13 protein-coding genes are annotated in these 14,711 nt (G+C 60.1%); 3 read left to right on the forward strand and 10 right to left on the reverse strand.

All coding sequences use genetic code 11. The features are described 5' to 3' along the window. Window position 1: 1 nt before the first annotated feature. The 3 genes from ACP7E6_RS18980 to ACP7E6_RS18990 all read right to left on the reverse strand — a co-directional run bounded on the left by ACP7E6_RS18980 (window position 2) and on the right by ACP7E6_RS18990 (window position 6,062). On the reverse strand, window positions 2-3,115 hold the full coding sequence (locus tag ACP7E6_RS18980; RefSeq protein ID WP_426231493.1) for a helicase-related protein: 3,114 nt from the start codon (window positions 3,113-3,115) through the stop codon (window positions 2-4). Between the two features lie 917 nt (window positions 3,116-4,032). Next, window positions 4,033-4,758 carry an acetoacetyl-CoA reductase gene (phbB, locus tag ACP7E6_RS18985; RefSeq protein ID WP_426231281.1) on the reverse strand — a complete coding sequence of 242 codons (726 nt, stop codon included), beginning with the start codon at window positions 4,756-4,758 and terminating at the stop codon, window positions 4,033-4,035. Window positions 4,759-4,880: 122 nt separating this feature from the next. Then, window positions 4,881-6,062 carry an acetyl-CoA C-acetyltransferase gene (locus ACP7E6_RS18990; protein WP_426231282.1) on the reverse strand — a complete coding sequence of 394 codons (1,182 nt, stop codon included), beginning with the start codon at window positions 6,060-6,062 and terminating at the stop codon, window positions 4,881-4,883. Window positions 6,063-6,286: 224 nt separating this feature from the next. Here ACP7E6_RS18990 and phaR point away from each other — a divergent pair, with 224 nt between their 5' ends. Continuing rightward, a complete protein-coding gene (gene phaR / locus ACP7E6_RS18995) occupies window positions 6,287-6,868 on the forward strand; it encodes a polyhydroxyalkanoate synthesis repressor PhaR (RefSeq protein ID WP_113312996.1) in 582 nt (193 codons plus the stop codon). Between the two features lie 58 nt (window positions 6,869-6,926). Here phaR and ACP7E6_RS19000 read toward each other — a convergent pair whose 3' ends face one another. The 5 genes from ACP7E6_RS19000 to mtgA form a co-directional block, all read right to left on the reverse strand. Further along, window positions 6,927-7,334, reverse strand: a complete 408-nt coding sequence (locus ACP7E6_RS19000) for a hypothetical protein (protein ID WP_426231283.1) — start codon at window positions 7,332-7,334, stop codon at window positions 6,927-6,929. 230 nt (window positions 7,335-7,564) lie between these two features. Further along, window positions 7,565-7,750 (reverse strand): 50S ribosomal protein L32, encoded by a 186-nt coding sequence (gene rpmF / locus ACP7E6_RS19005; RefSeq protein WP_037097119.1) that lies wholly within the window; start codon window positions 7,748-7,750, stop codon window positions 7,565-7,567. Between the two features lie 159 nt (window positions 7,751-7,909). Then, window positions 7,910-8,557 (reverse strand): glutathione S-transferase family protein, encoded by a 648-nt coding sequence (locus ACP7E6_RS19010; protein ID WP_426231284.1) that lies wholly within the window; start codon window positions 8,555-8,557, stop codon window positions 7,910-7,912. After that, the gene (locus ACP7E6_RS19015; protein ID WP_426231285.1) at window positions 8,554-9,291 is read right to left on the reverse strand and encodes a DUF1868 domain-containing protein; all 738 of its coding nucleotides are present in this window, start codon (window positions 9,289-9,291) and stop codon (window positions 8,554-8,556) included. Before ACP7E6_RS19015 ends, ACP7E6_RS19010 begins: the two co-directional genes overlap by 4 nt. A 106-nt stretch (window positions 9,292-9,397) precedes the next feature. Next, complete coding sequence (gene mtgA, locus ACP7E6_RS19020) at window positions 9,398-10,144, reverse strand: monofunctional biosynthetic peptidoglycan transglycosylase (protein ID WP_426125863.1); 747 nt, start codon at window positions 10,142-10,144, stop codon at window positions 9,398-9,400. Between the two features lie 159 nt (window positions 10,145-10,303). On the opposite strand from mtgA, the gene ACP7E6_RS19025 reads away from it, so the two are divergent. Both ACP7E6_RS19025 and ACP7E6_RS19030 read left to right on the forward strand, forming a co-directional pair. After that, the gene (locus tag ACP7E6_RS19025) at window positions 10,304-11,212 is read left to right on the forward strand and encodes a polyprenyl synthetase family protein (protein ID WP_426231494.1); all 909 of its coding nucleotides are present in this window, start codon (window positions 10,304-10,306) and stop codon (window positions 11,210-11,212) included. 276 nt (window positions 11,213-11,488) lie between these two features. Next, window positions 11,489-12,127, forward strand: coding sequence for a LysE family translocator (locus tag ACP7E6_RS19030; protein WP_426231286.1), 639 nt, complete (start codon window positions 11,489-11,491; stop codon window positions 12,125-12,127). A gap of 1 nt (window position 12,128) precedes the next feature. Here ACP7E6_RS19030 and ispG read toward each other — a convergent pair whose 3' ends face one another. Together ispG and ACP7E6_RS19040 are read right to left on the reverse strand one after the other, a co-directional pair. Continuing rightward, the gene (gene ispG / locus ACP7E6_RS19035; protein ID WP_426231287.1) at window positions 12,129-13,382 is read right to left on the reverse strand and encodes a flavodoxin-dependent (E)-4-hydroxy-3-methylbut-2-enyl-diphosphate synthase; all 1,254 of its coding nucleotides are present in this window, start codon (window positions 13,380-13,382) and stop codon (window positions 12,129-12,131) included. A 121-nt stretch (window positions 13,383-13,503) separates the two neighbouring features. Continuing rightward, window positions 13,504-14,697 carry an MFS transporter gene (locus ACP7E6_RS19040; protein WP_426231288.1) on the reverse strand — a complete coding sequence of 398 codons (1,194 nt, stop codon included), beginning with the start codon at window positions 14,695-14,697 and terminating at the stop codon, window positions 13,504-13,506. Window positions 14,698-14,711 lie beyond the last annotated feature (14 nt).

The raw sequence follows: 14,711 nt of genomic DNA on the forward strand, positions 1-14,711 counted from the left end.
CTTATTTTTTCATCTGCTCCTTCAGAGCAGCGAGCTTGGCGAAAGGCGAATCCGGATCCATCGGCTTTTCCTTGCGCGGAGGACGAGCTTCGAACTTGGCGGCCTGCGGCTTTCCGCCGCGGTCGTTGCGATCGGGACGATCCTGACGGTCGCCCTTCTCATTCCTCTGGCCGCCCTGGGGCTTGCCACCGTCACGGCCGCGATTGCGGTCAGGCCTGCCACCGCCACCCGGCTTGCGATTGTCATCGCGGCCTTCGCGACGGCCTTCGCCCTCGCGGCGCGGCTCGCCACCTTCGCGGCGGGCTTCACCCTGCGGCGCACGATTGTTGCCTGAACGGCGATCACCCTGCGGGCGTCCACCCGAACGCTGGTTGTCGTTGCGGCTGCCCGGGCGCCACAGAAGAACAGGCTTGGCTTCGACCGGCTCGGCCAGCTCGCCAGCCTGCTCGGCAATGACGACCTGTTCGGTCGCTGTCGCATCGGTTTCTGTGGGAGCATCGGCTTCCGCAACAACGGCAACAGGCTCTGCTGCCTGCTCCGGTGCCGCTTCAGCAGCATGAGGCTCTTCGGCCGCTGCGTCCGCATCATCGTGATCGGCGGTTTCAGCCGGTGCGTCGGACGCTGCAGCGTCGGTTGCCGGTGCGGCAGATCCGGACTGTGCGGCGAGGAAAGCAGCGGCTTCCTCGACCTTGACGGCGTCGGCACGGTAACCAAGACCCTTGAGGATCTCTTCCATATCATCCGGTGTCGCGCCCAGAATCGACAGCATGGCCGTCGTCGCAGTAAAGCGGCGGCCGTCATAGGCACCGTCCGGACGCGCCGTCGTACCCGGCTTCCACTGCAATAGCGGACGGATTAGGTCGGCCAGACGCTCAAGGATGTCGATGCGGACAGCACGTTTTCCAAGGAACCGGAAACCGGCCAGCTTGTAGAAAGTACGTTCATAGGTCGGGTCGGTAACCACCGAGGTGCGGCCTGCGGCCAGAACCGGGATCAAATCGCCATAGCCTGGCTTGTCGAGACCGTCGTTCTTCAGCGCCCAGAGCAGTGTGATGAGCTCCGCCGGAGCGGGCTTCAAAAGGGCCGGCATGAAAATGTGATAGGCGCCGAAGCGGATGCCGTGGCGGCGGATGGAGGCACGCGCTTCCTGATCCAGCGACTTGACGTCATCGGCGACATCGCGACGGAACATCACGCCAAGGTTTTCCACCAGCTGGAAAGCCAGACCCTTGGCCAGACCTTCGAGGTCTTCGGCACGCGACAGATCGTCGAGCGGCTTCAGCACGGTCGAGATGTGATGATTGACGAAGCGCTCGATGCGGGCGAGCACATGCTCGCGGGCATTGCCCTGCAACTGCTCGTCGGCGAGCAACAGCACGCGCGGACGCATGATATGGTCGCTGGCTGTCAGCTTGGCCACGGGATCGCCGAGCCAGCGCACGAGACCATCCGACGACAAGGCCAGATCGGCATTGCCCGCCGCATGCAATCGTGCGGCACGCGCTTCAAACTCAAGAGCCAACGCCTTTTGGGCTGCCCCTTGAGCGGCGCGCGCGTCAAGACCATCGGCCACTGTCGCCAGCGTGAAACGGAACCCGGCCAATTGTCCCACATGATGACCTTCAACGAAGACATCGCCATTTACACTGATTTCAGCTTCCAACATCGCATTCTCTCTCAGGCGCTTCATGAGCACAGATGTCCTGCGATCAACAAAGCGTTTCGTCAACCTTTCATGTAACGCGTCAGACAATCGATCTTCGATTTCCCGCGTCTTTTCTTGCCAGTGTGTCGGATCGGCAAGCCATCCTGGACGGTTGGACACATAGGTCCACGTCCTTATTTGTGCAATTCTCGCGGACAATGTGTCGATTTCACCATCCGTATGGTCCGCCCGGCGGACCTGTTCGGCCATGAAATCTTCATTCACTGTGCCACGCCGGACGAGATCGGCATAGATCGTCGAAATCAGATCGGCATGTTGCGCCGGCGTAATACGCCGGTAGTCGGGAAGCGCGCAGGCTTCCCACAGTTTCTCTACACGCTCCGGTGTGGTTGCGACACTGGTAACCTCCGGATAGCGCGAAAGATAGTCCAAAGCCTGTTGATCGACCGCCGGCAAGGCCCGCGTGAGGCCATGGATGGCAGGAGCGGCATCCAAACTCTTCTTGAGAGCGGGGATCGAGGCATAATTCAGCGACTTGGAGCGCCATTGCAGCACGCGAACAGGATCGAACTGATGTGATTCGATCCGGTGGACCAGTTCGTTGTCGAACGGCTCGACCCGCGAGGTGACCCCGAACGTCCCGTCGCGCAGGTGACGGCCTGCGCGTCCGGCAATCTGCGCCAGTTCGCCGGGATTGAGATCGCGGAACTGGTAGCCGTCATATTTGCGTCCCTGCGCGAAGGCGACGTGATCGACATCGAGGTTGAGCCCCATGCCGATCGCATCGGTCGCCACCAGATATTCGACATCGCCGGCCTGATAGAGCGCCACCTGTGCATTGCGCGTCCGGGGCGACAGGGCGCCGAGCACGACGGCCGCACCGCCGCGCTGGCGGCGGATCAATTCGGCGATCGCATAGACCTCTTCAGCCGAAAACGCCACGATCGCCGTGCGTTGTGGCAGGCGGGTGATCTTCTTGGAGCCGGCATAGAGAAGCTGCGACAGGCGCGGGCGCTCGACAACGGTGATGCCGGGGAGCAGACGTTCGAGGATAGGCCGCATGGTCGCGGCACCCAGCAGCAACGTCTCGACGCGGCCGCGTAGATGCATCAGCCGGTCGGTGAAGATATGACCACGCTCCAGATCTCCGGCCAGCTGCACTTCGTCGATAGCGACAAAGGCGGCCTTGGTCTCGCGCGGCATGGCTTCGACGGTGCAAACCGAGAAGCGCGCCATATGCGGGGTGATCTTTTCCTCGCCGGTGATCAGCGCGACATTGTGGGCGCCAACCTTTTCGACGACACGCGTATAGACCTCGCGCGCCAAAAGGCGCAGCGGCAGGCCGATGACGCCGCTTTCGTGCGCAACCATGCGCTCGATCGCGTAATGCGTCTTGCCAGTATTGGTGGGGCCGAGCACCGCGATCACGCCGCGGCCACTCAAGATCATCGGTTGGTCAGGCACTATATCGATCCTGCGCACTTTCAATCTGCGAAGGCCATTCACAGCGTTTCAAAGCCGTTTCAACCGGCGCGGAACACATGCCCACGCCAAAATAGAAACGCAAGGGGCATGAGGCCATGAAACATTCAAATGGGGCCTTTGACCGGCATTTCCACCCCTTGCGTGCCGAATTTGGAACAGCGGTGGAACGAATCAGCGACGAAAGGAAGACTCGAACGGATTCAGGGTTTGTTCACCGCTAAATGTTGATTTCGTAAGCCGGATTCGCACCAGATGCTGAATCGACACTTTCAGTGCCAAATCCCTCGAAAAACGAACATTGCACGCCATGCGCCAAGCAGAACGAATCTGAGATTCGGAATCCGGATAGCTGAAATTTCGGGAAAAATTGTCCATGCCCCGATGAGAACAAAACACCCCTAAATATTAGTAGTTTTTAAAATAGACACCAGAACAAAACAGATACAAATAGTGATCGTTCCATTGCCGCCTGTATCCTCAGCACAAGGAACGGCAAAGCAGAGACAAAACCGCCCGGGCACGATGCCACTTTGTTCGCCAGATTCCGATCAGGTTCGAAACCCGGAAAAAATCCTCCGCGCACTCTCGCTTTGCTCACATTCACAGCATCGGAGACCGGCGGCGCGAGCAGCCGTTTCAGGCGATGTCACGCACCATCATTAACACCTCAGCCAAAGCGGGAACAAACCGGAGACGAATCACGGACACAACCTGTTTCCCCATTTGTTCACAGCGATATATCGTGTTAAATCAAATTGTTAACCATACAGAATGGTGGATAACTGTGCTTTCGTCATCCGCTCTCGCCTCGCGTGTTAACCTTTGCCGCAGAAGAAAACGGCGCCATCGACGGCGCCGTTGGCAATAAGAAGTCCCCTCCGTCAGACGACAAACTGACCGCCATTGGCCGAAATGGTCGAGCCAGTGATGAAGCCGGCGTCATCCGATGCCAAAAATACGACGCAACGAGCAATCTCCTCCGGTTCGCCAAGGCGGCCGACGGGAATCTGGGGAATGATCCGCTCGGTCAGCACTTTCTCCGGGATGGCCCGCACCATTTCCGTACCGATATAGCCGGGGCATATCGCGTTGACGGTGATGCCCTTGGCCGCACCTTCCTGGGCCAAAGCCTTGGTGAAGCCGAGATCGCCAGCTTTTGCTGCGGAGTAATTGACCTGCCCCATCTGGCCTTTCTGCCCATTGATCGAAGAAATGTTGATCACGCGGCCGAAATTACGGTCACGCATGCCGGTCCAGATGGGATGAGTCATATTGAAAAGGCCCGTGAGGTTGGTGTCGATAACCGCATTCCAACTTTCCGCCGTCATCTTATGGAACATGGCGTCGCGGGTGATGCCGGCATTGTTGACCAGAACCTCAACGGGGCCAAGTTCATCCACCACCCGGGCAATACCCTTGGTGCATTCGGAGTAGTCGGAAACGTCCCATTTGTAGGTCGGAATCCCGGTAACCTCGGTGAAGGCCTTGGCCTTTTCGTCATTGCCGGCGTAGTTTGCAGCGACCTTGTATCCAGCTGCCTTCAAGGCGATGGATATCGCGGCGCCAATACCGCGTGAACCACCGGTGACCAATGCTACTCTGCTCATGGTTTCCCCCCGTTTTTCGTTTTGTATTTGCGCATGCACCTTGAGACGCAAACCCAGCTTAGGCTCTTGCCGTGGATTTTGCTCCGGCCCGAGGGCCGGAGCGATCGACTAACGTTTGATTGTCATAGCCGTTCGACGCACATGGCGACCCCCATGCCGCCACCGATGCAAAGTGTTGCCAGCCCCTTGGAGACACCGCGGCGCTTCATTTCGAACAGAAGCGTATTCAGCACGCGTGCGCCCGAAGCGCCGATCGGATGACCGATGGCGATGGCGCCGCCATTGACGTTGACGATGGAAGTATCCCAGCCGAGATCCTTGTTGACGGCGCAGGCCTGGGCAGCGAAAGCCTCATTGGCCTCGACAAGCTCGAGATCGGCAACGGACCAGCCGGCCTTTTCGAGCGCCTTGCGCGAAGCCGGGATCGGCCCGGTACCCATGATCTGCGGATCGACACCGGCCGTTGCCCAGGAGACGATGCGGGCAAGCGGCTGGATGCCACGGCGTCCGGCTTCCGCTTCGGTCATCAAAAGCGTTGCGGCGGCGCCGTCGTTCAAGCCCGAGGCGTTGGCAGCGGTGACCGTGCCTTCCTTGTCGAAGGCCGGACGAAGCTTCGTCATCGATTCCAGCGTTGCGCCATGACGGATATACTCGTCCTGATCGACGGTGACGTCGCCCTTGCGGCCCTTGACGATGAAGGGAATGATCTCGTCGGCAAAACGTCCGGCCTTCTGAGCAGCCTCGGCCTTGTTCTGCGACCCCAGCGCAAACACGTCCTGATCCTCACGCGAAAGCTGCCACTTCTTGGCGACGTTCTCGGCGGTCGTTCCCATATGATAGCCGTAGAAAGCGTCGGTCAGGCCGTCCTTGATCATGGTATCGACCATCTTGAAATCGCCCATCTTGACGCCGCCGCGCAGGTGCGCGCAGTGCGGCGCCATCGACATCGATTCCATGCCGCCGGCAACGATGATCTTGGCATCGCCGGTTGCAATCTGCTGCATTCCAAGCGCGACGGCGCGCAGGCCCGAGCCGCAGAGCTGGTTCATGCCCCAGGCCGTCGCTTCCTGCGGGATACCCGCCTTCATCGCCGCCTGGCGGGCCGGGTTCTGGCCCTCGCCGGCCGACAGGACCTGACCGAGGATGACCTCATCGACTTCGGCGGCCTCGACACCGGCGCGCTCAAGTACGCCCTTGATGACAGCTGCGCCAAGTTCATGGGCCGGACTGTTGGCAAAGGAGCCGTTGAACGACCCGACGGCGGTTCGGCCGGCGCTGGCGATAACGATGGAGGGAGTGCTCATCAGATATTTCCTCGTTCTTTTTTTCGCAATTGCTGAAGACTGGCAAAGGTCACCGCGCAAGTCAAACACCTTGATGCGCCTGCTGCCGTTTCATTCCGTAATCCGCGCAGGCGGCAAAATTTTGCACCTGCGTCCACGCATCGCACAAAGAGATTGTCAGAACCCGTTTTTTACGGGTACTCTGAAAAACGTAATAAAGACGGGAGCATGGGGAGGAGACCCAGATGGCTAAACACGACGGTCAGATCGTAATCAAAAAATACGCCAACCGGAGGCTCTACAATACCGGAACAAGCACCTATGTGACGCTCGATGATCTCGCGGTGATGGTGAAAAAGGGAGAAGAATTCACCGTCCAGGACGCGAAGTCAGGTGATGACATCACTCATTCGGTACTCACCCAGATCATTTTCGAACAGGAATCCAAGACCGGCAACACGCTTTTGCCGATCTCTTTCCTGCGCCAGTTGATCTCGTTTTACGGCGACCAGATGCAGATGGTGGTTCCGAGCTATCTCGAGCATTCGATGCAGGCCTTCACCGACCAGCAGGTGACGATGCGCGAGCAGATCAACAAGGCCTTCGGCGATACGCCGCTCGGCAAGAACCTGTCTGTTCCGCTGCAACTGGTGGAAGAACAGGTCAAGCGCAACACCGACCTTTTCCATCAGGCCATGCAGATGTTTTCGCCCTTCATGGCGGCAACGCCCGCGGCCAAGGAACCGCGCAAGGCGGAAGCCAAGGACATCGATGAACTGAAGGAACAGCTGCGCGCCCTGCAGACCAAGCTGGAAAATCTCGGCTGACAAGCCTTCGTGCCGCGCTGTCGTCTTGAACGGCCTGCGGCACCCTTCCAGGGCTCCGTCAGAGCCCGATGGAAACATCCCGCCCGGCCGTGCGCATCGACACGGAAAAGCCGGCGATGACGTCGATGAAGCAGATCGTCATCAGGATGAAGAAGACGTGGGTCGCGGCATTGGCGACCAGCAGGAACTCCACCAAGAAGACGATGAACAGAACCATCGACAAAAGGTGATCCATCAGCGCCTTGGAGCTGATGCGGGTTGCCTTGAGGATTTCGACGAAAAGCAGCATCAGAGCGATGACGATCATCAAGTCGCCCATGCTCATCGTCCAGACGGCACCGGACAGCATAGTCATCGAGAAAACGGTGTTTTCGAAAACTGCGACACCGCCGCTTCCCAAGACGCCCATCATTCCGAGATTGTAGAGAATGAACGGCAAGATCAGCAATGGAATGGCGGCAATCATCAGCAACGGCTCCCAGTTTCTCGCGCCAGCCTCTCCGGCCGGGCATTGATCGATATGCCTTACGGCGCAGCAAGCGTCAACAAAACGGCTGCGGCTGGCAGATAGCGTAAGGATTTGGGGAAACTATGGTGCGTGTGAAAAGGTACACGCACCGCGCCGCTCGCAACGGACAACAGAAAAAGGGCCGGCGAAAAGCCAGCCCTTCCAATCACAGCCTGACGGCCCGCTGATTAAGCGGAAGCCTTCGGGGTCAGAACCTGACGGCCGCGGTACATGCCTGTCTTCAGGTCGATGTGGTGCGGACGACGCAGTTCGCCGGAGTTCTTGTCTTCGATGTAGGTCGGTGTCTTCAGCGCATCGGCGGAGCGGCGCATGCCACGCTTGGACGGGCTTGTTTTTCTTTTAGGTACAGCCATTTCATACTCCACTTATCGGGCAAAACTCTGTTTCGCAGCCAGTCTGTTGGCCGGGAAAAACAGATGTCAATCTCGGAATTTGTCGGGCTTATACATGCCCAACAGGCGTTTGACCAGTCCCTGCAGGCATTTTTTCGCAAACCCCGGCGAGGAAAAGCATCACGCCTCGTCCTCCGGCACGATCCAGGTTTCCTGGAGAGCAGCCTCCTGCCACTTGCGGAAGGCCGGATGGGTCTTGACCGCATCCATATATTCCAGCGAGCCGGGATTGCGGGTGAGGTCATAAATCTCGAAACGATTGACCACCGGGGCAAACATCGCATCGGCAGCCGTAAAACTGCCGAACAGGAACGGACCGCCGGAGCGGGCCACCGCCTCGCGCCAGATCGTCTCGATCCGCTCGACGTCGTCCATCACACCATCCGGCAGATCGATCGCCCGCTTTTCCCGGCGGATGTTCATCGGGCAGGCATTGCGTAGCGCCCGGAAACCGGACAGCATTTCCATCGAATAGGCCCGCGCCACCGCCCGCTCTGCCGGATCCTTGGGCCAGAGCCCGGAATCGGGGAAAAGTTCGGCGGCATATTCGATGATTGCCAGCGACTGCCAGACACGCACGTCGCCGTGATGCAGGACGGGAACCTGTCCTGTCGGGGAAATATCCTTGAACTTCGGGTTACCGGCCGGAAAATCGAAGGGGATAAGCACCTCCTCAAACGGGATGCCGCAAGCCTCCAGCGCAAGCCAGGGCCGCAACGACCAGGAGGAGTAGTTTTTGTTACCGATATAGAGCGTCAGCTGGGTCATGGCGCATTCCTTACTGTCTTTGGTGAGCATCCGAAGACAATCAGCTCTTCGAAATGGTTCATGTCTTCAAACGAGCAGAAAGCCGGAGGATCGAGATCGACGACGGGCGACCGCGCCTTGAGATAGGCCAGCGTTTCCGCCAGCATCTCCTGCCAGCGCGGCAGCGCCGCGTCAGCGAGCCAATCGATCATATAGGCGAAAGTGATGTGAAACACGTAATCGTCATGGTCCGGATGACGATAGCCAAAAACCCCCGCCAAGGCATCACGCCATTCCCGCAGGCACCGCCGGTCATCAACGCTGTCACCTTCAAGCGTCAGCCCAAGCGGCGTCACCTCGGTAATACGCGCACGGAAGGGCGACGGCGGCGGAAAATTCTTCAGCTTGTCGCGAAAGTGGGCCGTCATCGCATCGATCGGCGTGTCCAGGGGCATATCCGTGGGCCAATAGGGCGGATTGCGACGATATTCTATGATGCCCTGGAAGATGGTCATGTGCAGGCTGGACGCATGCGTGAAGGCGAACTGATCGGCTTCCGGCATCGCCATCAATCGGTCGCGCACCGTCAGGATGGCATCATGCGAAGACGACCCTGCAGCAACATGGGAAACGACGGTGTTGCCAGGCTCGTGCAGAAAGCGGCCTTCAGCATCGTAGCGGATTCCCAAATGCCGTGGCGGGATATTGTTGGCACTTCGCGCAAACGCGATAAGGGATGAATCAATCGGGACCATGGGACAATCGAGCCTTTTCAAGGATAGGAATGAGGCCCGGATGGCAGAGTTTCACAACGCCAGTATGACACCGTTCCCGGAGAGGCTCTAATGAAAAGACCTGATCTCACTCATAAAGGCATTTGATATATTCGCCCGACCGGCTGGCACGGCGCTCGATCAGCGAGGCCAGGCTGCGCAGGCCACGGCCCGGTTTGCCGGCATTGCGCTCGATCGGATTGGGTAGGGATACGGCAAGAAGGGCTGCCTGCCGCCGGGTCAGCTTTGCAGCAGGAACGCCGAAATGGTGTTTTGCTGCCGCCTCTGCTCCGTAGATGCCAGGCCCCCATTCCGCGACGTTGAGATAGAGTTCCATCATCCGCTGCTTGCTCCAGACGAAATCGGCTGCCAGCGCCAAAGGCAATTCCATCCCCTTGCGAATGAAGGAGCGGCCGTTCCACAAAAACAGGTTCTTGGCTGTCTGCATCGGGATCGTCGAGGCGCCCCGGGTCGCTTCACCCTCCAGTGCATCGGTGACGACGCCACGCATCTGCACCCAGTCGACACCGTCGTGAATGCAGAACTGGCCATCCTCCGACATCATCACCGATCGCACCAGATTGGGCGATATATCCTCGAAGGCGACCCATTGGCGGTCATAACCACGGAAAAGCAGCAGATCGCGCAGCATCAGCGTCGAAATCGGATGGATGAAGCTTGGCGCATAAAGGACGATCAGCACGTAAGGCAGGATCGCAATCGCCACCGCGATCAGCAGAATCTTGCGCCAGCGCCGGCGCAGGGCCTGACCCCATCCCCGCGAACGGCTGGAAGACACGTCCTGCTCCTCCCGAGTTTCCGGTACAATGTCCACCCCTGAAACGCCCGCCTGATGATCCATTCAATTTTCATAGAACAAGCGCGGCTAAAATTGAACGGTTTTCTCGGTAACGCACAGCAAGCCGCGCCACCGGACGCCGATATGGTAAAATCCCGTTGCCAGCGGGCGCGCAGTCATGCCAAACAACGCCGCATGAGCGAGACACCCTTCGAAATTCGCCTGAAGAGCAGCGCCACAGAGGTCGAGGCCTGCCTCATCGGTATCCTCCACGAAGAACCGCAGGCAGACGAGATCGCACGGCCGGCATCCCTCATCGCCGCGATGCGCCACGGCCTCCTGAACGGCGGCAAACGCCTGCGCCCCTTTCTGGTCATGGAAAGCACCGCCCTCCTTGGCGGCAACAGGCAAGCGGCCCTGCGTGTCGGTGCAGCGCTTGAGTGCGTGCACAGCTACTCGCTGGTGCATGACGACCTTCCGGCGATGGACGACGATGATCTCAGGCGCGGCCAGCCGACGGTCCATATCGCCCATGGCGAGGCCAATGCGATCCTTGCCGGCGACAGCCTTCTGACGCTCGCCTTCGACGTCATCGCAGCACCGGAAACGCACCTCACTGACCGGCAAAAAACCGAATTGGTGCTCGCTCTTGCGCGCGCCTCCGGCATCGGCGGCATGGCCGGCGGGCAGGCGCTGGATCTGGCTGCCGAAACATCGGCACCGAATGAGGCGGCAATCGTCACGCTGCAGGCAATGAAGACCGGCGCGCTGATCCGCTTTGCCTGCGAAGCCGGCGCCATCATCGCCGGCGGCAGTGCCAGTGACCGGCAGCTGATGCGCCGATATGGCGAAACCATCGGCCTTGCCTTCCAGCTTGCCGACGATCTGCTGGACCTGACGGCGGATGCCGAGACGATGGGCAAGGCGACCGGTAAGGACGCCGCCCGGGGCAAGGGCACGCTGATCTCGCTACGCGGGCAGGCCTGGGCGGAAAGCCGGCTGGCAGCGCTGGTCGCAGATGCTGCCGTTCTGCTCGATCCTTTTGGCTCTCGTGCGGATATTCTCAACCAAACCGCCCGCTTTATCGCCAACCGCAGCCATTAACAGCCGCACGGCTATGCCGGCCCCCACCCTAACTCTCTCCCCGCAGACATGAGGTGGAACAACGGAACTTTCCGCTCGCTCCTCTTCGTGTTCACGGCAGCGGTCCTGCCAACCTTGGCAAGCAGGGAGGGCAGATGCGGTGCATCTGCGCCTGACACCCAGCCCGCCGCAAAAGGCAAAAATTGTCACCGCAACAAGAAAGCGCATTTTCTTTCCGGGCGCAGTCGGCATCATGGCACCCTACCGCGTTTGAATGCGCGGCACCGGAGATTGCGCATGTCCACCCTTCTGCCCTACCTGCCGCAGCTGATGGTCGCCTGGGGTGCCTATGTCATCGCCACCGCGTCGCCGGGGCCGGCTGTCGTCGCGATCATCTCCACGGCCATCAGCCGGGGCCGCAATGCCGGGCTGGCACTGGCCTTTGGCGTCCTGACGGGATCCTATACCTGGGCGATGCTGGCGGCCGCAGGACTTTCGGCGCTGATCCGCACCTATGGCAACGCCTTGTTCATACTGAAGATTGCCGGCGGGCTCTATCTGCTTTGGCTGGCGTTCAAGGCGCTGAAATCGGCGATGCGGAAGGAAAGCGAAGCAGCAGTACCGCTCGACAAGCAGCCGCCCTCGCTGCGCCGTCTCTACTTCAAGGGTCTCGGCATCCACCTGACCAACCCGAAGGCGATCTTTTCCTGGCTGACGCTGGTTTCGCTCGGCACGCCGCAGGATGCGCCGCAGGTCATGCCCATCCTGATCGGCGGCTGTATGCTGCTCGGCGTCATCATCTTCATGGGCTTTGCACTGCTATTTTCCATCGAGCCCGTACACCGGGGCTACAGAAAAGCCCGCCGCTGGATCGAAGGCGCCATGGCCGGCTTTTTCGCCTTTGCCGGCCTGAAGCTTCTGACAGCAAAAATCTAGTCTATTCGGCCGCAGCCTGACCCTGGCCAAAACGTCTTTCGATATATTCGCCGACAAGCGTCTCGAAATCACCGGCGATGTTGGTGCCGCGAATGGTCAGCGCCTTTTTGCCGTCGATATAGACCGGAGCGGCGGGCAGCTCGCCGGTGCCGGGCAGCGAAATTCCGATATCGGCATGCTTGCTTTCGCCGGGGCCATTGACGATGCAGCCCATCACCGCGACCTTCAGGCCCTCGACACCCGGATATTTCTCGCGCCAGACCGGCATGTTGCGGCGGATATCGGCCTCGATCTTCTGCGCCAGCTCCTGGAACACCGTCGAGGTGGTGCGCCCGCAGCCGGGACAGGCGGCAACGACCGGAATGAACTGACGGAAACCCATGACCTGCAGCAGTTCCTGCGCCACCTGCACCTCGCGGGTGCGGTCGCCGCCCGGCTCGGGCGTCAGCGAAATCCGGATCGTATCGCCGATGCCCTGCTGCATGAGAATGCCGAGCGAGGCTGCAGACGAAACGATGCCCTTCGAGCCCATGCCGGCTTCGGTCAAGCCCAGATGCAAAGCGTGGTTGGAGCGCGAAGACAGCATCGAGTAGCAGGCGATCAGATCCTGCACGTTGGACACCTTGGCCGACAGGATGATGCGGTTGCGCGGCAGGCCAGCTTCTTCCGCCAGTTCCGCCGAAATCAGCGCCGACTGGACGATGGTTTCGCGCATCACCTGCTGCGCCGTCAGCGGAAAGCCCTTAGCCTGGTTGTCATCCATCAGGCGGGTCAGAAGTTCCTGGTCGAGCGAGCCCCAGTTGACGCCGATGCGCACAGGCTTGTCGAACTGGATGGCACGTTCGATGATCTCGACGAACTGCTTGTCCTTCTTGGCCTTGAAGCCGACATTGCCGGGATTGATGCGGTATTTCGCGAGAGCTTCGGCGCAGGCCGGATGGTCGGCCAGCAGCTTGTGGCCGATATAATGGAAATCGCCGATCAGCGGCACATCGAGGCCGAGGCGCTCGAGGCGCTCGCGGATCTTCGGCACGGCAGCGGCACTTTCGTCACGATCGACGGTGATGCGCACCAGCTCCGAGCCGGCCCGATGAAGGGCGGCAACCTGCGCGACAGTGGCATCGATGTCGGCGGTATCGGTATTGGTCATCGACTGGACGACCACGGGCGCGGCCCCTCCGACGATCACCCCGCCAACATCGACGGCAACGGAGGCCCTGCGGGGTTGCGGTTCGTAATCGAAGGCGGAAGACATGAAAGCCCCTTGCACGTGCTGTTGCGGCGACTTTCCCTGAGGTGGATGAGGAAAGCCGCCTTGTCAACGGCAACATTCATGGTTTGACGGCGAATTGATGACAGGCCGCCGTCAACGCAGCTCAGTCGTGCCCCTTCGGATCGGCATGCACGGCGTGATGCGACAGCGCCAGAACGACGATGAACAGGATCGGCACGCAGGTGAAGATGATCGAGAAACCGGTATGCTCCGCGACGAAGCCGATCAGCGACGGTGCAAACAGCATGCCGGAATAACCCATGAACGTTGCGACCGACAAACCGATGCCGGGAGCCAGGCCGGGCATGTTGCCGGCGGCCGAAAACGCGATCGGCACCATGTTGGAAATACCGACACCGGCAAGGGCAAAGCCAAGAATGGCAAGCGGCGCATTGGGTGCCAGACCGGCAAGCACGAGGCCGACCAATGCGGTCAGCGTGCAGACCCGCAGGGTTCTCACGCCACCGAAGCGGTCGCGGACATGGTCGCCGGCAAAACGCATGATCGCCATCGTGGCCGAGAAGGCGGCAAAGCCGAAGCCGGACATAGCCACGGAAGCACCGAGTTCGTTACGCAGATAAAGCGCGCCCCAGTCCAGCACCGTGCCTTCCGGCACCATCGAGAACAGCGCCACCAGGCCGATCAGCCAGGGCAGCGGATTGGACGGCAGCCGCAGCTTCTGCTTGGCGGTATCCGGATGCGGCTGATCGGCAAGGATCATCGGCCACGCGACGGCCAGCACCGAAAGGCAGACCAGCGTGACGAGGATGACATGCACATAGACGCCGAAATGCGCCATGATCAGACCGCCGCTCGCAGCACCGATCAAACCACCGAGGCTCCAATAGGCATGGCAGGACGACATGATCGCCCGGCGCATCGATTTTTCCACCTCGACCGCATTGGCATTCATCGCCACGTCCATGGCGCCGACGAAACCGCCAAGCAGCAGCATGCCGATCACCGCCGTCCAGACATTGGGAAGAAGCGTCAACAGCAGAAGCATCGGCGACAACAGGATCGCCGTGACCTTGACCACCTTCTGCGACCCCATCCGGGCGATGAAACCACCGGCAATCGGCATCAGGATCAGCGAACCAAGACCGAAGGCGAGGATCAGCAGACCCAGCACGCTTTCGCTGATGCCGAGCCTGTCCTTGAATTCCGGGATTTTCGGCGCCCAGCTCCCGGTGACGAAGCCGTTCATCAGGAACAGCAGCGAAACGGCGAGCCGGCTTTTGGGCATATAGCCTTGCCGGACAGCGGCCTGCGGCGGGGTTATGGTATGCTGATCCATGGTTTTTTCCTGTA

The organism is Pararhizobium sp. DWP3-4 (genome assembly GCF_049898205.1).
In the GTDB taxonomy this organism is placed as follows: Bacteria; Pseudomonadota; Alphaproteobacteria; order Rhizobiales; family Rhizobiaceae; genus Pararhizobium.